This window comes from Agrobacterium sp. Ap1 (assembly GCF_017313375.1).
GTDB classification, from domain to species: domain Bacteria; phylum Pseudomonadota; class Alphaproteobacteria; order Rhizobiales; family Rhizobiaceae; genus Neorhizobium; species Neorhizobium cellulosilyticum.
On record NZ_JAFLMY010000035.1, the window covers coordinates 13,908 to 34,971 of the forward strand.

At 58.2% G+C, this 21,064-nt stretch carries 21 protein-coding genes and 1 pseudogene; 13 read left to right on the top strand and 9 right to left on the bottom strand.

The features are described 5' to 3' along the window. Window positions 1-73: 73 nt before the first annotated feature. From JZX87_RS29065 to JZX87_RS29090, 6 genes are read left to right on the top strand one after another with little or no spacing between them, the layout of a single operon-like run. Entirely contained in the window at window positions 74-1,156 is a 1,083-nt protein-coding gene (locus JZX87_RS29065) for an ABC transporter substrate-binding protein (protein WP_206829320.1), read from the top strand. 24 nt (window positions 1,157-1,180) lie between these two features. Next, window positions 1,181-2,248, top strand: coding sequence for an ABC transporter ATP-binding protein (locus JZX87_RS29070; RefSeq protein WP_206829322.1), 1,068 nt, complete (start codon window positions 1,181-1,183; stop codon window positions 2,246-2,248). Next, window positions 2,245-3,129 (top strand): ABC transporter permease, encoded by an 885-nt coding sequence (locus JZX87_RS29075; RefSeq protein WP_206829324.1) that lies wholly within the window; start codon window positions 2,245-2,247, stop codon window positions 3,127-3,129. Before JZX87_RS29070 ends, JZX87_RS29075 begins: the two co-directional genes overlap by 4 nt. Window positions 3,130-3,137: 8 nt before the next feature. Continuing rightward, window positions 3,138-3,932, top strand: a complete 795-nt coding sequence (locus JZX87_RS29080) for an ABC transporter permease (RefSeq protein ID WP_174011612.1) — start codon at window positions 3,138-3,140, stop codon at window positions 3,930-3,932. A 1-nt stretch (window position 3,933) separates the two neighbouring features. After that, window positions 3,934-5,424: a carboxylesterase/lipase family protein gene (locus JZX87_RS29085; protein ID WP_206829325.1), complete on the top strand. Its 1,491-nt coding sequence runs from the start codon at window positions 3,934-3,936 to the stop codon at window positions 5,422-5,424. A 51-nt stretch (window positions 5,425-5,475) separates the two neighbouring features. Next, the gene (locus JZX87_RS29090) at window positions 5,476-6,414 is read left to right on the top strand and encodes a LysR family transcriptional regulator (protein ID WP_206829328.1); all 939 of its coding nucleotides are present in this window, start codon (window positions 5,476-5,478) and stop codon (window positions 6,412-6,414) included. A gap of 132 nt (window positions 6,415-6,546) precedes the next feature. Here the strand turns inward: JZX87_RS29090 and JZX87_RS29095 are convergent, their stop codons facing one another. After that, complete coding sequence (locus JZX87_RS29095; RefSeq protein WP_206829329.1) at window positions 6,547-7,947, bottom strand: LLM class flavin-dependent oxidoreductase; 1,401 nt, start codon at window positions 7,945-7,947, stop codon at window positions 6,547-6,549. Between the two features lie 218 nt (window positions 7,948-8,165). Here JZX87_RS29095 and JZX87_RS29100 point away from each other — a divergent pair, with 218 nt between their 5' ends. From JZX87_RS29100 to JZX87_RS29125, 6 genes are all read left to right on the top strand, one after another. Further along, window positions 8,166-9,389 (top strand): ABC transporter substrate-binding protein, encoded by a 1,224-nt coding sequence (locus JZX87_RS29100; protein ID WP_206829330.1) that lies wholly within the window; start codon window positions 8,166-8,168, stop codon window positions 9,387-9,389. A gap of 1 nt (window position 9,390) precedes the next feature. Next, window positions 9,391-10,146, top strand: coding sequence for an ABC transporter ATP-binding protein (locus JZX87_RS29105; protein ID WP_174011626.1), 756 nt, complete (start codon window positions 9,391-9,393; stop codon window positions 10,144-10,146). Beyond that, window positions 10,143-10,874, top strand: a complete 732-nt coding sequence (locus tag JZX87_RS29110; RefSeq protein WP_206829331.1) for an ABC transporter ATP-binding protein — start codon at window positions 10,143-10,145, stop codon at window positions 10,872-10,874. The genes JZX87_RS29105 and JZX87_RS29110 overlap by 4 nt, the downstream gene beginning before the upstream one ends. Next, window positions 10,874-11,734 (top strand): branched-chain amino acid ABC transporter permease, encoded by an 861-nt coding sequence (locus tag JZX87_RS29115; RefSeq protein WP_174011735.1) that lies wholly within the window; start codon window positions 10,874-10,876, stop codon window positions 11,732-11,734. The genes JZX87_RS29110 and JZX87_RS29115 overlap by 1 nt, the downstream gene beginning before the upstream one ends. Further along, window positions 11,731-12,651: a branched-chain amino acid ABC transporter permease gene (locus tag JZX87_RS29120; protein WP_174011732.1), complete on the top strand. Its 921-nt coding sequence runs from the start codon at window positions 11,731-11,733 to the stop codon at window positions 12,649-12,651. Before JZX87_RS29115 ends, JZX87_RS29120 begins: the two co-directional genes overlap by 4 nt. 104 nt (window positions 12,652-12,755) lie before the next feature. Continuing rightward, window positions 12,756-13,169, top strand: coding sequence for a carboxymuconolactone decarboxylase family protein (locus JZX87_RS29125; protein WP_286195175.1), 414 nt, complete (start codon window positions 12,756-12,758; stop codon window positions 13,167-13,169). Between the two features lie 43 nt (window positions 13,170-13,212). On the opposite strand, the gene JZX87_RS29130 is transcribed toward JZX87_RS29125, so the two are convergent. From JZX87_RS29130 to JZX87_RS29165, 8 genes are all read right to left on the bottom strand, one after another. Beyond that, window positions 13,213-14,019 carry an ABC transporter ATP-binding protein gene (locus JZX87_RS29130; protein ID WP_174011726.1) on the bottom strand — a complete coding sequence of 269 codons (807 nt, stop codon included), beginning with the start codon at window positions 14,017-14,019 and terminating at the stop codon, window positions 13,213-13,215. Continuing rightward, window positions 14,004-14,801, bottom strand: coding sequence for an ABC transporter permease (locus JZX87_RS29135; RefSeq protein WP_174011723.1), 798 nt, complete (start codon window positions 14,799-14,801; stop codon window positions 14,004-14,006). The genes JZX87_RS29130 and JZX87_RS29135 overlap by 16 nt, the downstream gene beginning before the upstream one ends. A 10-nt stretch (window positions 14,802-14,811) precedes the next feature. Beyond that, window positions 14,812-15,678 (bottom strand): ABC transporter permease, encoded by an 867-nt coding sequence (locus tag JZX87_RS29140; RefSeq protein ID WP_206829333.1) that lies wholly within the window; start codon window positions 15,676-15,678, stop codon window positions 14,812-14,814. A gap of 119 nt (window positions 15,679-15,797) precedes the next feature. Next, window positions 15,798-16,865 (bottom strand): ABC transporter substrate-binding protein, encoded by a 1,068-nt coding sequence (locus tag JZX87_RS29145; protein ID WP_174011717.1) that lies wholly within the window; start codon window positions 16,863-16,865, stop codon window positions 15,798-15,800. Between the two features lie 63 nt (window positions 16,866-16,928). Then, window positions 16,929-17,252, bottom strand: coding sequence for a 4Fe-4S dicluster domain-containing protein (locus JZX87_RS29150; RefSeq protein WP_174011713.1), 324 nt, complete (start codon window positions 17,250-17,252; stop codon window positions 16,929-16,931). Next, the gene (locus tag JZX87_RS29155; protein WP_174011710.1) at window positions 17,249-18,871 is read right to left on the bottom strand and encodes an FAD-dependent oxidoreductase; all 1,623 of its coding nucleotides are present in this window, start codon (window positions 18,869-18,871) and stop codon (window positions 17,249-17,251) included. The genes JZX87_RS29150 and JZX87_RS29155 overlap by 4 nt, the downstream gene beginning before the upstream one ends. Before the next feature lie 553 nt (window positions 18,872-19,424). Next, on the bottom strand, window positions 19,425-19,892 hold the full coding sequence (locus tag JZX87_RS29160) for an Lrp/AsnC family transcriptional regulator (RefSeq protein ID WP_174011707.1): 468 nt from the start codon (window positions 19,890-19,892) through the stop codon (window positions 19,425-19,427). Between the two features lie 100 nt (window positions 19,893-19,992). Then, a complete protein-coding gene (locus tag JZX87_RS29165; RefSeq protein ID WP_174011704.1) occupies window positions 19,993-20,523 on the bottom strand; it encodes a flavin reductase family protein in 531 nt (176 codons plus the stop codon). A gap of 442 nt (window positions 20,524-20,965) precedes the next feature. Here JZX87_RS29165 and JZX87_RS29170 point away from each other — a divergent pair. Continuing rightward, window positions 20,966-21,064 (top strand): annotated as a pseudogene (locus JZX87_RS29170) (IS6 family transposase); the annotation flags it as partial.

Genomic DNA, 21,064 nt, shown 5'->3' on the forward strand with positions numbered 1-21,064 from the left:
GAAAATCAAGGCCCGTCCGGCGGGCCGGGGAACATTCGGGCAGCGGAGCTGCCCATCAATCGGAGAGAGTGACATGACGATACGCATGCAGAACAGGATGTCGCAGCTGTTGATCGGTGCGGGCGCTTTTGCCGCCGGTCTGGTCGCTTTCGTGGGCGGCGCGCAGGCACAGGATGCCGCGGTCAAGGGCACGGTCAACATCGTCGGTTTTTCCGGCGTGTTTGCCGACAATTACCAGAAGTTCGTGATCGAACCCTTCAAGGCAAAGTATCCGGGTATCGATGTCACCTACCAGCAAAGCAAGAATTCTGCCGAAACGCTGGCGCTGCTGACCTTGCAGCGCGACGATCCGAAAATCGACGTTTCGCTGATCGACGTCTCGGTCGCCATCAAGGCCAGCAAGGAAGGCCTGTTTGCCAAGCTCGATCCGGCCAAGGTGCCGGCACTTGCGGAACAGCCGGAATGGGCGCGCCTCGACGGCGACAAGGCCGTGGCGTTTTCGCAGGACAATCTGGCGATCCTCTACAACACCGACACGGTAAAGGAGCCGCCGAGCAGCTGGAACGACCTGACCGACCCGAAATACAAGGGCAAGATCGCCGCCAAGCTCGGTGATACCCGTGGTGTCATCCTGCTGCCGATCCTCAGCAAGCTGAAGGGTTCGGACTACAAGGACAGCATCGATCCTGGCCTCGACATGCTCAAGGAGATCGCGCCGAACGTCTCGACCTGGGAACCCGCGCCGGATTGTTATGCGGTGATCCAGAGCGGCGAAGTCGATCTATCGATCTGCTGGAACGGCCGTGCGCAGTACCTGCATGACACGCAGGGTGGCAAAATCGCTGTTGCCGCGCCCAAGGAAGGCTCGATCGGCCAGACCAACACGATCGGTCTCGTTGAAAAGTCCAAGAATGCCGAGGCAGCAGCGCTGTTCGTCAACTACGCACTCGGGACAGAAGCACAGGCGACCTTTGCCGAAAAGAGCTTCTACGGCCCGGTCAACAGCAAGGTGACGCTGCCGGATGCCGTCGCTGCCCGGATCTACGGCTCGAAGGAAGCGCAGGCCGCGCAGATGTCGCTCGACTGGAATTTCATTGCCGAGAAATATTCGGCCTGGATCCAGCGCATCAACCGCGAAGTCATCGCGCTCAACTGATAGACTTGAAGGAAACGGACGCCAATGGCTGATCATCACGTCACGATCGAAAATCTCGTGAAGACCTATCCTGGCGCCCAGAAGCCATCGGTGGATCATGTCAGTTTCTCGCTGCCCCGCGGCGAGATGCTGGCCTTGCTCGGCCCTTCCGGCTGCGGCAAGACGACCATCCTGCGCATGATCGCCGGTCTGGTCGCACCCTCTTCGGGTGCGATCCGGCTGGGCGACAGGGATGTGTCCTCCATCCCGGTCTACAAACGCAATATGGGCATGGTGTTTCAGGCCTATGCGCTGTTCCCGCACATGACGGTGGCGCAGAACGTCTCGTTCGGGCTTGAAATGCGCAAGGTCGGGCGGGCCGAACGCGACGAGCGCGTCAGGAAGGCGCTTGATCTGGTCAAGCTGACCGGTCTCGGAGACCGCAAGATCACCCAGCTGTCCGGCGGCCAGCAGCAGCGCGCCGCGATTGCCCGCTCTCTGGTCATCGAGCCGGAACTGCTGCTGTTCGACGAACCGCTCTCCAATCTCGATGCCAAGCTGCGCGACGAGATGCGCGACGAAATTCGCGATATCCAGACTCGCACCGGCGTCACCGCCATTTTCGTCACTCACGATCAGGATGAGGCCCTGTCAATGGCCGACCGCCTGGCCGTGATGTCGAACGGCAAGCTCGAACAGATCGGCACGCCGCGCGATATCTTCGATCGGCCGCAAACCGATTTCGTCGCCTCTTTCATTGGCGCCGGCACGGTGTTTCAGGGCAAGATCACGGTACCGGGCGTGGCTGAGGTCGATGGCCTGTCGGCGCTTCATTTCGAGGGTGACGCTGCTGTCGGTTCAACCGTCAAACTGATGATTCGGCCGCATCGCCTCGTCGTGTCCAAAGATGCAAACCAGCCGAACCGGTTTTCCGGCACGGTTGAACACATCGTCTATCGCGGCCAGATGCTGACGCTCAACGTTCGCTGTGGCGGCGTTCTGTTGCAGGCCGACCTGCCGACCCATGCCGGGGCTCTGCCCGACAAGGGCGATAGCGTGACGCTGACGGTCGCCCCGCAAGACGTGACGCTGATCGGGCAGGTGAGCACATGAGTGCTGCCTCCGCTCCATTGGCTGGCGTGGCATCCTCCCGGGCACCGCGCGGCATTCTTCTGATGCTGCTTCTGCCGGGATTGGCGGCGCTGGTCATTACCTTTCTCCTGCCGTTGATCTGGCTGTTGCGCGCCTCCTTTGCGTCATCGACGATCGGCGCGTTCAGTGGTGGCGACTGGACAGTGCAGGCATACACCGCCGTGTTGTTCGATCCGTTCTACTGGCGGGTGGCGTGGAACACGCTCGTGCTCGGTTTCAACGTCGCGCTGTTTGCTGTCATCCTTTCCTTTCCTATCGCACTGTTTCTGGCGCGTACTGAAAGCCGGTTTCGCGGCGTGTTGACGGCGCTGGCCGTTGCGCCGCTTCTCACCTCGTCGGTGGTGCGCACCTATGGCTGGATGGTCATTCTTGGCGATCGTGGCGTCATCAACAGCACGCTGCAATCGCTGTCGCTGACGGATGGCGTCATCCGCCTCACCAATAACAGTTTCGGGGCGACCGTGGCGCTGGTCGAAATTCTGATGCCTTATGCCATTCTTGCCATGCTGAGCGGTTTCGGTCGGCTCAATGCGCAACTGGAGGAGGCGGCTGCCATGCTCGGCGCCAATCGCGTCAAGGTCTTCCTGCGGATCATCCTGCCGCTCAGCCTTCCCGGCGTACTCACTGCAGCGCTGCTCGTCTTCGTGCTGGCGATCTCGTCCTTCGTGACACCACGGCTGATGGGGGGAGGGCGCGTCTTCGTTCTCGGCACCGAGGTGTTCAACGAGGCGACGGTGACGCTCAACTGGCCATTGGCGGCGGCACTGTCGGTCATGTTGCTGGTGCTGTTTTCCAGCATAATTGTCATTTACCAGCGCGCCCTGCGCGCGCTCGAACCGTGAGGCCGGCCATGGAGAGCAATAACCGCCTCGCTAGCATCGCCTGGACCACGCTGATCACACTGCTTTACGTCTTTCTGCTGGCGCCGATCATTGTCGTCTTCATCATCTCGTTCGACACCCGCCAGTATCTCGCCTTCCCGCCGGAAAGCTGGTCTTTTGGCTCCTATGTCAAAGTTTTCGAGAATGCCAAGTTCATCTCGGCTTTCTGGCGCAGCCTGATCATCGGTGCGGTTGTCGGCACGACGGCCGTTTTCGCCGGCATGCTGCTGTCGCTGTCGCTCGTCCGATACCAGTTTCGCGGCAAGGGCGTGGTCAATTTTCTCATTCTGGCGCCGTTTCTGGTGCCGCATATCGTGCTGGCGGTCGGCATCATGCTGGTCATTTCGCCGCTCGGCCTGCTCGACAGTTATCCCGGCATCGTGCTGGCCCATCTCGGCATCACCATCCCGTATACGGTGCGCACCATCACGATGAGCCTGATGGCCGTCGATACGCGGGTGGAGGAGGCGGCTTTGGTGCATGGTGCCTCGCCATGGATGGTGTTCTGGCGCATCACGCTGCCGCTGGTGCGGTCCGGGCTGATTGCCGGCGGTGTCATCGCCTTCCTGATCTCCTTCGATGAGGCGACGATTTCGCTGTTCATCGTATCGGTGAAGGCCTCGACGCTGCCGACCGAAATCTACCACTATCTCGAATATTCCACCGATCCTCAGATTGCTGCGCTGTCGGTTGTCCTGATCCTGATCTCGATCGGCGTCGTCGTTCTGGTCGAGCGCCTGATCGGCCTGCGCAAGGCGTTGTGACATGCTGGTCGAAACACGGGCAGGCGTTGTCGAAGGGTTCGAAGAAAACGGTTACGGCGTGTTCCTCGGTATGCCCTATGCCGCGCCGATCACGCCGGAGCGGCGGTTTTCGGCACCGCAATCGGTCGAACCATGGGCGGGCGTCCGCTCTGCCAAAACCTTGAGCCCGGTTTGCCCACAGATCCCGACATATGGTCCGGTCGGCAAGGCGGCGGCCTCGACGCTCGAATTCGGCACGGATTTCCTCACCGTCAACATCCGCACGCCGTCGCTTTCCGGTTCCGCGCCGGTTCTGGTATGGATCCATGGCGGCGGATATGCGGTCGGATCGGCCAATGAAACCGTGCTGCAGAGCGGCGCCTTCGCGGCAAGCGGCATTGTCGAGGTCACCGTCAATTACCGGCTCGGCGCGCTTGGTTTCCTGCATCTCAACGATGGGTCGCCGGACAATCGTGGCCTGCTCGACCAGATCGCCGCCCTTGAATGGGTGCGTGACAACATTGCTGCCTTCGGTGGCGATCCGGCACGCGTCACCTTTGCCGGGCGCTCGGCGGGCGGGTTTTCCATTGCCGCCGTCATGGCCATGCCGGATGCCCGTGGCTTGTTTGCGAAGGCCATGCCGCAAAGCGGCGCCAGCACCGGCATCGCCACGATGGAAGATGCGCAAAAGCTCAATCGTCGGATGCTCGATGTGCTGCGGGTAAGCGAGGCAGAGCTGAAGACCGTCGATTTCGGACGGCTGCTGATCGCCCAGCGCGACCTCTGCAACGAGTCTTACGAACACCATGACTTCGAGCGGGACGGTTCCGCCGCCAAGCTCGGCGTTCCGTTCGTTCCGGTGATCGATGGCAGCTCTTTGCCCTTCCACCCGGAAGAGGCGGCGTCACGCGGCGAAACGGCACCCGTGCCGATGATGATCGGTTGCACCACCGGCGAATACGTGACCCACGCAACCGCCCAGCCCGAAATGGATTTCGAGATCGCCGCGGCTCTGTTGCATGAGCGGGTGCGGCCGTTGGGCCTGACGGGGATCGAGATCGTTTCGCGTTACCGCGAGGCTTTGCCAAATCATTCGCCGCGCGGCATTTGGCGGTCGGTCGGTGGCGATCTGGTGTTCCAGAACCCGACGACGCGGTTTGCGCGGCTGCACGGCGTTCGGCAGCCGGTCTACAAATATCTCTATGGTGCGATAGAGGCCGATGAACACGGTGCACCGCATGGGGCGGAAGTCGGCGCGGTCTGGTATCGCGACGGCATGGATGTCAGCCATCTGCCGGCGCGGCAGGCCGTCGCCGATCCGCAGTTCGCGCGGCAGGTGCATGACGTGTGGGTCTCATTCATACGCGACGAGGTTCCCGCCACACCGGCCGGAGACTGGCCGCGTCACGACGCAGCGGATGCGCCGGTGCTGCACATGGCCGATGGAAAATTCGTGATCGTCTGCGATCCGTTTGATACGCGCACCGGTCTCTGGCAGATGCAACCAATATAGATTGGACTAGCGGTCAGGCGCTGACACGACATTTCACAGCAAGGGTTTTGAATGATCCCCGATTATCTTGAGACGAGACAGCTGGAAGCATTCGTGGCGGTGGTGTCGATCGGCAGCATGACAGGGGCGGCCAAAGCGCTTGGCAAATCGCAGCCGGTGGTCACGCGGCTGATACAGGATCTGGAAAAGGAACTCGGCTTCACCGTCCTGCATCGCAACGGCCCGCGCATCGCCCCCACCGAACAGGGGATAACCTTTTTTGCGCAGGCGGAGCTGTTCCTGAGCGGGTTGCGCACCATCAGTGAACGCGCCAGAAGCATCCGCGCGGCCACGCCGCGCCCCATCGAGATCGCCTCCATTCCAGCCCTTTCGGCAAGCCTGCTGCCGCTGGCGCTGAGCAACCTTGCACCGGAATTGTTTCCGCAGCACATCCATCTGCAAAGCACTTCCGCCGAAAACGTCGTTCAGGCAGTCGTTGCACGCTCCGCCGATGTCGGCATGGCCAGCCTGCCGCTCGACAATCCCGGTGTCGACGTTCACTGGATCGGTGAGGCCCCCTGCGTTGCCGTCGTCGCCGACAGCGATCCGCTGGCGGCCAAGTCGGTGATTGCGGCCGAGGATCTGCTGGCCCGCCGGTTGATCATGTCGGCCAATCCCTTTCGTCTGCGCATGCGCATTGACGAGGCCCTGCAGAGCCATGGCATAACGCCCGCAGCCATTATCGACAGCAATGCCACCTATGTTTCGCTGGCGCTTGCGAGAGCCGGCGTCGGGGTGGCATTGGTTGAGTCGGCGACCATCGCCGGCCTTCCCATTGTTGGCGTCCGCGTGATCCCATTAGCATTTCGGGTGCCGTTCTACTGGGGTGTCATCACCGCGTCGGGCCGGCCAATGGCGCAGGCGATCGGCGGACTGATCGATGCGATCGAAAAAAGCGCCAGAGTCATTCCCGGTTTCGTAAAGCATGAGCCCGCTACGATTCCGAACTAACAAACACATGACTTTCAGACCTTTAAAATTGGATAACTCGCATTACGCTGCTCCAACCGTTCGCACATACTAACTAATAGAATTTTCATTCACTTGGAGGGTCTGATGAGCAGGTCGCGGGTTCCAATCCGTTCAAGACCTTAATCCCTTCCTCGAGTTGGATATCTGATCCAATGAATGAGAGCGGCATCCCGTATGGCTTCCTTGCAAATGGGCGCTTTGACCGCCGTTGAATTTCTCGCGCAACGTTCCCTCGGTGTAGCTCGTCTTGAAACGTCCACGGTTTTGAAGCTCCGGCACAAGCTGATCTGCGACAGAGAGAAGAGTTGAGGGGACGGATAGCCGAGGAATATTGAAGCCATCCACACCTGTTTCTTCAGCCCACTCGATCGATGCATCCGCCACATCAGACGCCGAGCCGACAAGAAACGGTGCGCGGGCTCCAGTTGATGAAAGCGTGGTCAGATCTCGAACATGTACGGGTCTCGGTGCTTTGACTGTCAGGTTCTCGGCCGTCGACCGAATTGCGTTGGAGTTGGCGAACGGCACTACGTCGTCCGGCTCCAACCCGGAGAGATCGATCCCAGTCCAGCCGGATACGAGCGTCAATTGCCCAACCGCATCCGTGTAGCGAGAATATTCTGCGTGCAATTCTGCGGCCTCTGCTGCCGTTGGCGCGACAATCACGTTTGCTGCTAGAAAAATGGTGATGTCGTCTGGATGACGGCCTGCGTCCTGTGTCGCTTGTCTCAATGCACTAACCGTCTTGGTGGCCGAGGCTTTGCTCGGACCGTTAATGAAAACGCATTCAGCATGTCGAGCGGCAAATACGCGGCCGCGCTCCGACGATCCTGCCTGAAACAGAAGAGGTGTTCGTTGCGGTGATGGCTCTGATAAATGTACGCCATCTACTTTGAAATGAGGACCGTCGTGCACAATCCTGTGCACTTTCCTCGGGTCCGTGAACACTCCAGTGTTCCTGTCGCGTTGGACCGCATTCTCTTCCCAGGAATGCTCCCACAGCTTATAGCAAGCCGCCATGAAATCCTCCGCCACATCGTAGCGGGCATCATGCTCAATCTGCAGTGCTCGCCCCATCCCTCTGGCTCCACTTTCCAGATACCCGGTGACGATATTCCAGCCTATGCGACCATTGGTTAAATGATCGAGGGTCGAGAAACGGCGAGCGAATTGGTAGGGGTGCTCATAGCTAAGGTTCGCGGTTACGCCAAAGCCTAAATGCTCTGTGACGAGTGCCATCGCCGAGATCGGGATCGTTGGGTCCATTGCCGGAAGCTGGGTCCCTGCACGAAGCGCAGCATCTGGCGAACCACCATATACATCGTAAACGCCGAACACGTCTGCGATGAAAATTGCATCCAGAAATCCGCGTTCAGCGGTCTTGGCCATATCTGTCCAGTACGAGAGTTTGTTGTAATCCACCGCAATGTCGCCCGGCATCCTCCAAAGCCCGGCCCAGTTGTGGACAGGGGCGCACATCTGAAACGAATTGATGCGTAACTGCTTTTCCATTCGATTGCTCCTGGAGAACGGCAGCGCTACGAAGCTGCGGAGATTGGTATTTTATTCTACATATAAGCAGGCAATCGATGCGGGCGTCTCTTTTACTTGCGACTGCAGGCATGACAATTGACAGTAAAATGCGTTGAATTTAGTTTGTTAAACAACGCACTAAGAGATTTCAAGCTGTCTCTTTTGCACTCTGCCTTTCTCCCTTGGAGCCGCATCAAATGTCATTAGTTAGAAAAATCTCCCGCCGCCTCGTGTTGGGAGCATTGCTGTCGTCGGCTGCTCTTGCGGCTACAGGCTTGCCGGCTCTCGCTCAGGATGGACCGATAAAACTCGGTCTACTTGCCCCGTTTAGCGGCTCGGGTGGCCCCTACGGAAAAGAAGAAGAAGAAGCGGCTCGAGCGGCAGTAGATCTTATCAACGATGCTGGAGGGGTCCTTGGCCGCAAACTTGAACTGGTTGTGGCCGATGACGAAACTCAGCCGACTGTCGGCGTTTCTGCAGCACGAAAGCTCATTGACGTCGATAAGGCGGCGTCGATTGCGGGCGTATGGTCGAGTGCGGTAGCCTTGGCGATCAAACCTATCGCGGTTGAAAAGGGTGTTCTCCTTACCGTTAACGGATCTGCTGACGAAATCACCCAAGGAGACAATAAGGGACTGGTCTGGCGTTTCCAGACAAATGGCAAAGACTGGGGCAAGGCGTTCGGCAAAGCGATGCTGAATGACAAAATCAAGACTGCATCGGTTCTCGTACTCCAGACGCCGTTTACCCTCTCGACGATCGAACCCTTCAGGCAAGAGCTCACTGCTGGCGGGGGAAAAGTCCTGAAGGAGGTTCCTTTCAATCCTAACCAGCCATCATACCGTGTCGAAGTAGACAAGATCCTCGAAGGCGATCCAGAGGCGATATTCGTCGCTGCCTACGTCAACGAGCTGTCTGCTGTCGCCAAGGAATTGTATCGGAACGGATATGGGGGAAAGATTTACGCGTACGGCAATGCCGCTGGCTCGAATGGACAGTTCGTGGCGAATGTCGGAAAAGAAGTTGCTGAGGGCGTGCATCACACGCAGCATGTCCCGGTCGATAAATCGGAAGCTTATGACATTTACCTGAAGCGAATTGGCCGCAACGAAGGCACTGTGATGAGCTTTGGCGCTCAGGTTTTTGACCAGATTGTCCTCACCGCATTGGCTATTGAAAAGGCGAAGTCGACTGAGGGTGCTGCAATCGGATCCCAGTTCCCGCAACTCGTTAATGCCGATGCGCCTTCGATTGGCGACCCTGCGAAGGCACTTGAAGCAGCAAAATCCGGCAAGCCATTCAGATATTCCGGCGCTGCCTCCGATTTTCGCTTTGAGCCGAATGGTGACCAGTCGAACCTCGCCTATGGTCATTTCTTGATCGAGAATGGCGAGAGCAAGCTTACCGAAGTCATTCGTTAAAATGCTTGAAGGTCGAAATCTTGAAGTTTCCTATGGAGGCTTCAAAGCGCTTGATCGCGTTTCCGTCAATCTCGAACCGGGTACCGTGACGGGTCTGATCGGACCGAATGGCGCCGGGAAATCAACGCTGTTTTCCGTGCTTGCCGGTTCGGTCCGTCCCAGGCGCGGAGACGTTGTCTTCGAAGGTCAATCCATTACAAGGCTCCTGCCGGTGGCAAGGGCACGGCTGGGTATCGGGCGATCTTTCCAGCTATCACGCGATCTTGCTGGTCTCACCGTTCTGGAGAACCTACTGATCGCGTCTTCGGGTAGCAGGCACGATACGGTGACGTCTGCACTTTTCCGTCGTTCGGCTTTCCGACTTGAGCAGGAAAGAAATGTTGAGAAGGCTCGTGCGCTCCTTCAACGAGTGGATCTGTGGCGGCACGCGGATTCGGCCTCTAACGCATTGTCCGGCGGGCAGAAAAAATTGCTCGATCTGTGCAGGGTCTTGATGAGGGAGCCGAAGCTGATCTTGCTCGATGAGCCAAGTGCAGGTGTTAATCCCACACGTGTTGGTGAGATCACGGAGTTTATTCAGTTACTCCGCGGCGAAGGAATTACGTTCGGTATGGTCGAACATAACATGGCGATGATCCGTACTCTGTGCGATCGCGTCTATGCGCTAGCAGAGGGCAAGGTGATTGCCCAAGGCAGCTTCGACGAGGTCGTCAGTAACGATGAGGTCGCAAATGCATATCTCGGGTATAGCGCATGACAGTGGCCTCCAAAAGTCTGATCGCAGAAAATCTGGTGGCCGGATATGGCGCGCAACCCGTACTTCGTGGCGTCAGCTTCAACGCAGAAGCTGGAAAAATACTGACCGTTGTCGGGCCGAATGGCTCTGGTAAATCCACACTGATGAAGACAGTGCTAGGCCTTGTTAGGCCAACGGCGGGAAGAATCTATCTCGACGGTACGGACATCACCAGCTGGTCTACGGCTGAGCGGGCCGAGGCTGGATTGGGTTATGTACCGCAGGAGGCAAACGTCTTTCCGAACATGTCCGTTATCGACAATCTTCGTGTTGCCTATGACTTCGTGCGAGCATCCAGGGCCACTCCCTTTGCCTCACGGCTGCGCGATCTGCTTGAGCTTTTCCCTGAAATCGGAAGCAAGCTTCATGAACGCGCAGGTGTTCTGAGTGGCGGCCAGCGACAGATGGTGGCGATGGCGTCAGCGCTCGTTCCCAATCCTCGCATATTGGCACTCGATGAGCCATCCGCGGGACTTTCTCCACGAAACGCAGAGCTGCTGTTCGAGATCATCGGTCGCGTCTCGAGGTCCGGAGTTACCTTGTTCCTGATCGAGCAGAACACTCGGCTTGGACTTGGCGCATCCGACCACGGCCTTGTACTCGTCAACGGGCAGGTGCGGCTGCAGGGGGCGTCAGATGTGGTGCTCGCCGATCCTGATATCAGACGCCTTTATCTTGGAGGTCACTGATGGGCCAAATGATAATCAACGGCCTCACGACGGGTCTCATCCTGGCGCTTCCTGCGCTTGCGCTTTCGCTCACGTTCAGCGTTCTTCGGTTCCCGAACTACGCGATCGGATCCTATGTGACGGTCGGAGCTTTCGTCACGTGGTACGCCAATATAGTGTTGCAACTGCCGCTTTGGCTTGCCGCCTCTAGTGGCGCGATCGCGACAGGATTGATAGCAATAGGCATCGACTATGTTTCGTATCGCCATCTGCGTGACCGCTCGGGCCTTATCCTTCTTGTCGCATCGATGGGAATTGGAATCGCGCTCGAGAACATCGTCAGGCTTTTCGCGGGAAATTCGCCACGGAGTTTCGACCTTGCGGTGGCGCGTCCGTTTCGGTTTTGGGGGCTCCGGGTCAACCAAGAGCAATTAATCATAGTAGCGACGGTGCTCGCATCCCTGCTGGCTGTCTGGCTTGTGTTTCGATTTTCCAAACTGGGTCGAGCCATGAGAGCGGTAGCAGACAACCCATCCCTGGCGGCATCACGTGGCATCGAACGCGGAAAGGTCGTTGCGTCCGTCTGGGCGATTTCTGGAGCGCTTGCCGCATTGGCCGGTGTGTTGATCGGGATCGATACGAACATCGAACCGCAAATGGGTTGGAATTATCTCCTGCAAGTTTTCACCGCTGCAATCCTTGGAGGCATTGCCAGCCCGATGGCAGCAGTCGCCGGCGCGGTCGTGTTGGGATTGGCTGAGGAGTTTGCGACACTCTTCATGGCTGCGCACTACCGCTTGATCGTCGCTTTTGGAATAATGACACTTCTGCTGATTGTCCGCCCCTGGGGCATTTTCGGAACGAAGTGGGTGCAGCGATGACTGCTTATCTGATCGCAACACTCTGCGTCGTTGTCATGGCCACTATGGCTGGACTGGCCCTCAATCTTCAATGGGGCATGGGCGGGCTGGTCAATTTCGGCTTGTTCGGGTTCTACATGCTCGGCGCGTATATCGCAGCGCTGCTGACCGTCTCGGGAGCGCCGCCTGTTGTTTCGATGGCGATTGCCATGATTGGCACTGCTGTGATTTCCGCTCTCGTGAGCCTCATCTCGATCCGGCTGAGTGAGGACTATCTTGCTATCGTAACGCTTGGCTTTGCAGAATGTGTAAGGCTACTCATCAGCTACGAGGATTGGCTGACGATGGGGACGCTCGGTATATCCGGTATTTCACGGCCATTCGCATCCATCGTTCCACAGGCTTGGGCCGACATCACGTTCCTAGCGTTCTCAGGCATGGCGCTGGGTGCAGTTTATCTTGTCTTGACCCTTCTGGCGAAGTCGCCTTTCGGTAGACTGATGAGAGCGACACGCGATGATCCAGATATCGTGTCGTCACTGGGGCATTCGGTGCTATCGATCCGGGTCAGAACCTTTGCGCTCGGTGGCGTCATCCTGGGCTTGGCCGGTTCGCTTCACAGCTTCTACTACTCCTACGTCGACCCTACACAATTTTCAGCAATCATAACGGCCTATGCGCTCATGGCTGTAGTGGTGGGAGGACGAGGGAGCAATATAGGCGTACTCGCAGCGGCAATCGTTTTGATCTCGCTTTTGGAAGGCAGCCGTTTTCTGGTCGATTTCGTGCCGGGGCTTGATGGTGCAACCCTTGCCTCCCTGAGATTGATTTTTGTCGGGGTCGCACTCGTCGCGATCCTTGTTTTCAAGCCGCAGGGTTTTGGCCGTGAGAAACCGACGGTGGTCGCGGCTGCCGCCCTCAAATCAGGAGCAAATTGATGCCCAGAGTACCCGCTCTTCAACGCGACGCCCTTCCCGAAGATCTCAAGCCGCTATGGGACAAGATGAGGTCATACGGGCCGTTCGAAGTACAGGCAGGCGTCATGGCGAACCGCTTGCCCGTCTTTGAGCATATGTGGAGGCTTCTCACCCAACTTTCTGACGAAGCCGTTCTGGATAAGCGCTATCTGGAGCTTGGGATCATCGCCGTCTCATTGGTCAACAAATGCGAATTTTGCGTCGACCAGCATGCCCCCAAGCTCGCGGTTGCCGGATTGAACATCGATGGTGTCGAAACACTGGAGGACCTGAGGACATTCGGCGGCCTGACGGATTTGGATCGCAAGGTGGTGGAATATGCAATCGCCGTGTCGAGCGATTGGCATCGTATTCGTGATCAGGTCATTGCGGATCTAAAAGTGCATTTCAGCGATGCGCAGCTCGTTGAGCTCACGTGGCGGATCGCACTTTGTGGGGCGTTCAATCGGTTCAATGACGTACTGCAAGTCGACACCTAACCCCGTGTAAAAGGCCTGATATGAGGCTAGGCGCGACCGCCGTTCACTGGCCAGAGCGGGCTTTTCGCTGCGCCAGCAGGTCGGTGATTTCGCGTCGAATGGCGACAAAGCCTGCGTCATCGCGATGGCGCGGGCGTGGACCCCGGATGTCGAAAATCCGTGCGATCCGCCCCGGCCGAGGTTCCATCACGATGACCCGATCCGACAGATATATAGCTTCCTCGACGTCATGCGTCACCATTACCACCGTGCTCTTCTCGCGCTCCCATATAGCCAGGAGTTCGTCCTGAAGTTGGCTGCGTGTGAGCGAGTCCAGCGCACCGAGCGGCTCGTCGAGCAAGAGCAGTGGTGGACGAGGCGCTAGTCCGCGGGCAATCGCCGCGCGCTGGGACATGCCGCCGGAAAGCTCATGCGGCAACGCCTTCTCGAAGCCGTTGAGGCCGACGAGATCGATCAGGTAGCGAACCCTTTCATTCTTGGCTGGTTCCGATCCCGCGACCGAGTGAAGGCCGAGAGCAATATTCCTCTCAACATTGAGCCATGGGAGAAGCCGGTGATCCTGAAAGACGATGCCGCGTTTGAGGCTCGGGCGTTCGATCGTTTCGCCGTCCACGCTCACGCTGCCATTATCAGGCCTGTCGAGGCCGGCGAGGAAGCGCAGCAGTGTGGATTTTCCGCAACCGCTCGGCCCGACAATGCTGATGAACTCGCCGGGCTCGATTGCAAGGGAAACCTTGTCGAGGGCGTGAACCGTGCGATCTTCCACCTGGAAGGTTTTTGAGACGTCCGCAATGGTTACAGATCCCGTATAGATTGTCTTGGCAGCTGAAATGGTCAGGCCGTCCGCCATGGTATGAGCCTCCTTGAAAATCCGATAATCAGGCGATCTAGACCGAGCCCGATGATGGCCAGCAACAGAACGCCAAGCAGGACCTGGTCCATGCGTGCATATTCTCTGGCCGCCGCGAGATACGCGCCCAGGCCGTCACCCATGCCGTTGATGTAACCGGTGCCGATCAGGTATTCCGCGCCAAATGTACCGAGCCATGCGATGTTCAGGGACAGTTCCACGCCGGTCAGTAGGGCCGGTACTGCAGCGGGCAGAATGATTTTTGTCAGCGTGGCGAGGCGACTCAGTTCGAGAACGCGGCCTACCTCACGGTAGGATGCCGGTACATTCTGGCAGCCCGCCTGGGTGCCGAGCGCCATCGGGAAGAATGCGCCAAGCGAGATAAGAATGATCTTCATAACCTCGCCATTGCCGAACCATGCGCTGAGAAGCGGAATCCAGGCAAAAAGCGCGATCTGACGAAGACTGGCGATCGATGGGTCGAAAAGGCCCCGCGCTATGCCGGACAATCCGATCAGAAGTCCCACTGCCAGCCCAAGGGAGGCCCCGATAACCCAGCCCGTGAAGGCGCGAAGCAGGGTCGCAAGGGCCGCACCGGGGAGCGAACCGTCGGCAAACCCCTGGTAGGCGCTGGCAACCAACTGAGCGGGCGAGACGAGGATATCGCTGTTCAGCATACCGGCGGCATCGAGCAGCGACCAAAGAACGATCAGCCCGGCCGGCAGGACGAGCGACCGCCAGAGAAGGCCTGACCGGGAAATTACATTCGGCGACGTTGTCATGGGGCTTTCCTCACGCAGCCGATTGGAAGGACCAGGCGGTAATCCGGTGCTGAAATTTGGTAAGCGCGAAATCGAGAGCCCAGCCGGCCAGGCCGATCACGACGATAGTGGCAAAGACAACGTCCAGCTGAAAGGCCTTGCGCCCCCACATCATCAGATAGCCGAGACCCGCCGCCGAGGAGATCATCTCCACCAGGATCAGCACTTTCCAGCCTCGGCTCATCGCTTGCCTGAGCCCCGTGAGGATCGCGGGAAGGATGGAGGGCCAGACAACGAAGCGTATCCGGGCAAACCTCGACAGCTCGAGCACATCCGCCACATCGTCATATTTGTGGGGGCGGGAGCGTATCCCTTCATAGGCGCCGACCATAAGCGGCAGAAAGCAGGTCTTGGCGATGAGAATGATCTTCAGCGTCTCGCCAATGCCGAAGACCAGCATGAAAAAGGGTAGCCATCCAAGTGAAGGAACAAGGCAGATTGCGCGGATCGTCGGTGCAACATAGATGTCCATAGGCCGAACGAGACCGAAAGCCACTCCGAAAAACAGGCCGAGCCCGCCACCGATTGCAAGCCCCGCAAGAACACGACCGAGGCTGACGGCCAGTTCGCTCGTCAGTTGGCCGGTCACGAGAAGGTCAAGCGTCGTATCGTAGACAAGGAGAGGATCGGGAAGGATCTGTTCTGCCAACCATTCCTGACGGGTGGCATAGGACCACAATGCGAGCAGGGTCAGGGGCACTGCAAGCCCGAGCAAGAGCTTTGCCACCCAGCCTGTGAGACGAAGACCGGACGGAGCAAAGACCCGCGGTCCACGCTCCGAGGTCTTTTCCGGCGAGGGATCCGTGATCGCATAGGATTTGAATGTCACATCAGCCATGTTTGGCACCTTCATCTGTCCGGCGCACAGCGGCTCGCTTCTCACTCCCGGTCCGACTACGTCGTGAGGTGCTGGCCGCTGCGTTTTCGACCTTGCGGGATTGGTCTTCGATCCGGCCTTCAGGCCGGCGTCTTGCCGTCGGCAGCTCGCGGTGCCCAGAATTCGGAGTAACCCAGTTCTGCTAGTGTCTTGGTGAGCAGGTCATTCTTGATCCACTCGTCAACATCGAATGGACGGCGCACCAGCTTCTGCTCCAGGGTGAAGTCCAGACCTGCCTTGATATTCGTGCGGTAGAAGTCATCGATCAGGGGGCTATTTCGGTCGCGCAGATCGTCATCTGCATAGTCCGTCACGTAGCTCTCGCGGGGGGAGCCGGTTAGCGCCCAAATGTCATAGAGCTTTTCGCGGTTTTCATCGAGGCTCGCGAAATGCGACGCCTCTACGTAGCTACGCAGCACGCGCTCAACGATGTCCGGGTTCTCCTTCGCGAAGCTTTCGAGCACGGTGAACGAGCCGAATGTCGAACCGGGGGCCGGGCCCTTGGTGCTGTAGAGCACCTCGACCAAACCCTTTTGCACCAGGGCCAGCACCTGATTACCCTGGCCGAGTATCACGTCGACATCGCCGGATTGGATCGCGGCTGTCTGATCCGCGCCCTGAAGATCGAAGAGCTGGACATCTCCGTTCTTGAGGCCGACGCCTGCCAGGATCAGAGACAGCGATAGCTCGAAGATGGTTCCGCGTTGGAAGGCGACCTTCTTGCCCTTGAGATCGGCAAGCGTCTTGATGCCGGCAGCGGGCCGTACCGCAACATAGGTTGGCGAAATGCCGGATGCCGCGAGAACGATGGTGCGCACGCCAGCGCCTCGGCCGACGATATTCGGCAATCCGCCATAACTGGCAAATTCCAACTGCTGATTGGCGAAGGCCTCGTTGATTGCCGGACCGGTTCCGCGTGGGAACTGCCATTCGACGCTGATACCATCCTTCTCGAATTCTTTCTCGAGAAGCTCAAGGCCGCGCAGGATGCCGATCGAGCCGTTGCCATAGGGTCGGCCGGCGGCATTTCCCGGCCCGGCGAGCCTGATAACCTGTGGCTTGGTTTGAGCGCGGACAATCGAGAATGTGGTGGGAAGAGCAAGCGTTGTCGCAGCCAGCCCCAGAAACGTACGGCGTGTTGATGGCATGGGTAAGATCCTGTCGATGCGTGTTTAGGAAAGGCTGGCCGCAACCGGCCGCCGGTTTGCTCATCAATGATGGTCGAGGCTTTTCATGACCTCATGGCTGGGGCGGGGTCTGCCGCCTTTTACCCAGCCGATGGCTTTGCGGTAGCTGCCGAAGATATTGCGCGCCTCAAGTTCTGCGGCCGTGATGCCCGTCAGCTGAGTGGCCTGCGGGGCCACATAAAGTGCGTCGTCCGGACAGTAGACCTCGCACATGAAGCAGGTCTGGCAATCGTCCTGGCGCGCGATGACGGGGATGCCGCCGGGCTTGAGGTCGAATACGTTGGTGGGACAGACGTTGACGCAGATGTTGCAACCCGTGCAACGGTCGTTGCTGATGACCTCGATCATGCTGCCAGAACCTCGAGTTCCGGCGATGCCGCGCGCTGCTTGCCGATCCAGACTTCTTCCAGGCCACCGCTCGTGGTGTAGTGCAACTGGTTGTCGTCCCTCGCCGGGAAGTCCTCGCGTTTGTGCATGCCACGTGTTTCGGTGCGTGAGAGAGCACTGCGATACATCCAGCGCGATGTGGCGAGCATTGCCACCCCTTCGCGGGTCCGCTGAACGTCTTGGAGCGAGGCAGCCCCGGCGGTTCGGATGCCGGACCAGAGGCCATCGAGACGACCGAGCGAATCGTTCAGTCCTGCGGCACTGCGCAGATAGTTTCGGTCATAGGGATGAACCTCTGCCTTCACGGCCTCGATCAGTTGCTCGGCATCGATGGCATGCGCCGGTCCATCGGCAACGCCCACTCTTCCGGCACGGACAAAGCGGCGGGTCACACCACGGTGTCGCTGGCCATAGTCGCCGGCGGCATTGCCCGCCCAGAAGCCGGATGACATGGCCCATGCCGCATTGTGGCTTCCGCCGCCGGTGAAGGCGCCACAGACGAGTTCCCGCGTTGCTGCGTCTCCGGCCGCATAGAGGCCGGGCACCGTTGTCGCACATCCGCTGTCAACAAGCCTTAAACCACCGGTTCCACGCACCGTGCCTTCCAGCAGCAATGTCACCGGGAACCGCTGTCTGAAGGGATCGATACCCATCCGGTCGAGCGGCAGGAAAAAGTTGGGCTGGGCGTAGCGCATTGCCTGCTCTGTCTGGGCATCCGCCTTGTCCAGCTGCGCAAATACGCGCTGTGTCTGAAGAACCCGGGCGATTGCCGATCGGCCCCCCTTGGAGGCCGCACCCGGTATCGGCGATCCGTCCTCGAAGGTGAACGAGGCCCAATCATAGAATCGCGTCTTGGTCACCGAACCGCCTTCAAGGGCCATGGCATAAGCCGTCGAAAACTCCATGCCGGACATTTCCGCGCCGAGTTCCGCTGCCAGAAGGAGGCCGTCACCGGTGAGCACGTTACAGCCGAGCGCCTTGCTGAGGAATGCGCAGCCGCCGGTCGCGATGACGACAGCGCCTGCGCGAACGAGCCATGTGTCGCCCTTCTGGCGACGGATACCTGCCGCACCGGCAACTGCGCCGCTTTCATCACGCAGCAGTTCCATGGCCGGGCTGTGATCGAGAATCTTGACGCCCGCCGACTTCGTGCGCTTGCGCATCAGGCGCATATAGTCCGGACCGTCGAGGCTTCGGCGGATGGACTGGCCGTTCTCGTCATTGCGGAATGGATGGCCCCACTCGGCCAGCTGATTGACATTCGCATAGGTCTGATCGAGCGTACGGCGCATCCATGCCGGGTCGGCAAGTCTTCCACCCAGATCCCAGCGGCTGTTCATGGCTGCCGCGCGCTTGGCAGGGTCTGGTGGCACATACCACACGCCGGTGCCCGAAGGTGCCGTTGCGCCGGACGAGCCGCAGAAGCCCTTGTCGACGAGTACGACCTTTGCTCCCTTGGCGGAGGCCGATATCGCCGCCCACGTGCCGGCGGGGCCACCGCCGATGACGAGCACGTCGGCGTCGAGTTCGAGGGAGGCGGAAGGAGATGCAATGCTGGAAGCTGTCGATGGAATTACCATGATATTCCTCTCCACAACGAGGCAGGGAGCGCCCCGAATTGATGGAGATCATGTTATCTAGTAAAATTGTAGACTAAAGAAACGCACTCCTGGTATTTGACCGCCAGAGCGAAAAAATAATTCCTGAGATCATCCCTCCTTGAGAAGAGACCCTGCGACTACGACGGGTAGCCGCAGGCGGATAAGGCTGCGGCGGCCCATCTTCGTGCCGTGCTCAATCTCGATAGCGTACCGTCCAAGTCGCAGTGATAGCTGATAAACAAGAAGCTGTTGAACTTCCGCAAATCCCTTTCTCAACCGCGACATATTACGCATGAACTTTTCTTCATTTGCTTACGTGCTCCGCGTAGCCTTGGTATAGCAGCGATAGTGGTTTTCTTTCGTTGTCAGTTCCTCTCCAGAGGTGTGCAGCCTCCTAACTTGGGCGGCTAGCATTTAGCCGCCCCTCTTCTATGAAGCCGAGCGAACGACGCCACCAGATGCGGCATAAGCTGTGCTGCTCCCTCAAGGACCTAATGCCACGGGAACGTAGGCACGGTCTCTAGAAGGCAAGCTACTTGATGCGGAGATATTCGAGTGGGAGCTCTGTCGTGCTCTTGATTTGCTCAACGGCAAACCTGGGTGACGAGGACTGAATGTCGATCCTCTCCGTCAGGCGCTTGTGAAATTTGTCATAGGCTGCGATGTCCGGCACAATCACCTTGAGCAAATAGTCGACATTGCCGCTTAACCGGTACAGTTCCGTGATCTCCGGTAAGTCATTTACGACCTCCGAAAACCGCTTCAACCATTCGCCGGAATGACTTGCCGTCACAACTGATACGAAAGCTGTGATACCTGCGTTGATCTTGCGCCCATCTAACAATGCTACGCTACCTGTTATGACGCCCTCATCGCGCATTTTCTGGATCCGCCGCCAACAGGGCGTTGACGAAATGCCGACAATCTTCGCGACATCAGTCACAGTTAGGGAAGCGTCACGCTGCAATACGCTCAGTATTTTACGATCCAGCGTATCCATTGCCAATCTCGTGCCTCCCTCTCTTCGAAGACCTTCGAAGCGTCCCCTTGATGCTACTGGCTCGGTGCACCTTTCGCATGCAGCGAAATAGTTCGGTTTATCACGGTTTCAGAGACTGATATCTACCTTGAGAATAAAGGAGAGGTGCACCGCCGCGGAGCTGGATCGCAAGTACGCGACCAATGATTATGGCATGGCTATGCCGCTCGAAAACCTCTTCGACTTCACAGTCTATGGAAGCGAGCGCCCCGATCAGTGCGCTTGCTCCACTTGAAAGTGTTGTCCATTGCGCGCCCTCGTATCGTTGCACGCCTTTCAAGCCATCTGCTCCAGAAAATCTGTGGGCTACGGCCTGATCTTCGACACCAAGGACATTGATGCAAAAATGATTGTGCGACGCAAGCACGGGCCAAGTCGATGATGATCGGTTTATGTTGACGATCATGGTTGGCGGATCGACGGAGAGCGCGGTCGCCGACGTCACCGTAGCGCCCGTTCTTGCGTCGCCTACGCCTGCAGTAATAACGGAAACTGTCCCGGCAACCTGTCTCATCACGGATTTCAGGCTGTCTGGCGTGGCCCTGAATTCAGAGTGAACGTGAGGATTCTGTACACGAGTGGCTTGATTCATTTTTGCTCTAGCGCCTGCGTTTATATCGAAACTAGGTCCCAGAAGAGCGCCGCACAAAGGATCACACCGCAGATTTGTATCGAAAGATAGAATTTCTTTCTCAAGAAAGTGGAAATCTGGATATGGCATCCGGTCAATTAGATTAGACGCTGAACCGAAGTAAATCCTAGTGCTGATCAGATAGAGGTACAGCCTCTCCTTTCCGAGCTAGCCCCTCGTCAGTTGATTGGATGAGTAGATAACTTTGCTCGCTTCTGTGTCTGGGGTCGCGGCGATTTTCGCCTTATGGCTGAAAAATGAGTTTCCTCTGCTTCGTAGATCGACCTGCCATCTGCGATCTTTTGCCGGTCAACATCCGTCTAGGAAAACAAAATGACCAAACTCAAAGGAAGGTAGCGTCGGCTTAACGACTTTGTTGTGACCGTGCTGGTATTCAGTGACCATGACCGAGATCTCGCCTGCTAACTTTAGACGCCACCGTTTCCCCGCCGAGATCATTGCCCATGCGGTCTGGCTCTATTACCGGTTTCCGCTCAGCTTT

Bases quoted from the DNA above. Each gene is read 5' to 3' on its own strand.
- JZX87_RS29065 (WP_206829320.1), top strand. From the start codon at position 74: ATGACGATACGCATGCAGAACAGGATGTCGCAGCTGTTGATCGGTGCG.
- JZX87_RS29070 (WP_206829322.1), top strand. From the start codon at position 1,181: ATGGCTGATCATCACGTCACGATCGAAAATCTCGTGAAGACCTATCCT.
- JZX87_RS29075 (WP_206829324.1), top strand. From the start codon at position 2,245: ATGAGTGCTGCCTCCGCTCCATTGGCTGGCGTGGCATCCTCCCGGGCA.
- JZX87_RS29080 (WP_174011612.1), top strand. From the start codon at position 3,138: ATGGAGAGCAATAACCGCCTCGCTAGCATCGCCTGGACCACGCTGATC.
- JZX87_RS29085 (WP_206829325.1), top strand. From the start codon at position 3,934: ATGCTGGTCGAAACACGGGCAGGCGTTGTCGAAGGGTTCGAAGAAAAC.
- JZX87_RS29090 (WP_206829328.1), top strand. From the start codon at position 5,476: ATGATCCCCGATTATCTTGAGACGAGACAGCTGGAAGCATTCGTGGCG.
- JZX87_RS29095 (WP_206829329.1), bottom strand. From the start codon at position 7,947: ATGGAAAAGCAGTTACGCATCAATTCGTTTCAGATGTGCGCCCCTGTC.
- JZX87_RS29100 (WP_206829330.1), top strand. From the start codon at position 8,166: ATGTCATTAGTTAGAAAAATCTCCCGCCGCCTCGTGTTGGGAGCATTG.
- JZX87_RS29105 (WP_174011626.1), top strand. From the start codon at position 9,391: ATGCTTGAAGGTCGAAATCTTGAAGTTTCCTATGGAGGCTTCAAAGCG.
- JZX87_RS29110 (WP_206829331.1), top strand. From the start codon at position 10,143: ATGACAGTGGCCTCCAAAAGTCTGATCGCAGAAAATCTGGTGGCCGGA.
- JZX87_RS29115 (WP_174011735.1), top strand. From the start codon at position 10,874: ATGGGCCAAATGATAATCAACGGCCTCACGACGGGTCTCATCCTGGCG.
- JZX87_RS29120 (WP_174011732.1), top strand. From the start codon at position 11,731: ATGACTGCTTATCTGATCGCAACACTCTGCGTCGTTGTCATGGCCACT.
- JZX87_RS29125 (WP_286195175.1), top strand. From the start codon at position 12,756: ATGGCGAACCGCTTGCCCGTCTTTGAGCATATGTGGAGGCTTCTCACC.
- JZX87_RS29130 (WP_174011726.1), bottom strand. From the start codon at position 14,019: ATGGCGGACGGCCTGACCATTTCAGCTGCCAAGACAATCTATACGGGA.
- JZX87_RS29135 (WP_174011723.1), bottom strand. From the start codon at position 14,801: ATGACAACGTCGCCGAATGTAATTTCCCGGTCAGGCCTTCTCTGGCGG.
- JZX87_RS29140 (WP_206829333.1), bottom strand. From the start codon at position 15,678: ATGGCTGATGTGACATTCAAATCCTATGCGATCACGGATCCCTCGCCG.
- JZX87_RS29145 (WP_174011717.1), bottom strand. From the start codon at position 16,865: ATGCCATCAACACGCCGTACGTTTCTGGGGCTGGCTGCGACAACGCTT.
- JZX87_RS29150 (WP_174011713.1), bottom strand. From the start codon at position 17,252: ATGATCGAGGTCATCAGCAACGACCGTTGCACGGGTTGCAACATCTGC.
- JZX87_RS29155 (WP_174011710.1), bottom strand. From the start codon at position 18,871: ATGGTAATTCCATCGACAGCTTCCAGCATTGCATCTCCTTCCGCCTCC.
- JZX87_RS29160 (WP_174011707.1), bottom strand. From the start codon at position 19,892: ATGGATACGCTGGATCGTAAAATACTGAGCGTATTGCAGCGTGACGCT.
- JZX87_RS29165 (WP_174011704.1), bottom strand. From the start codon at position 20,523: ATGAATCAAGCCACTCGTGTACAGAATCCTCACGTTCACTCTGAATTC.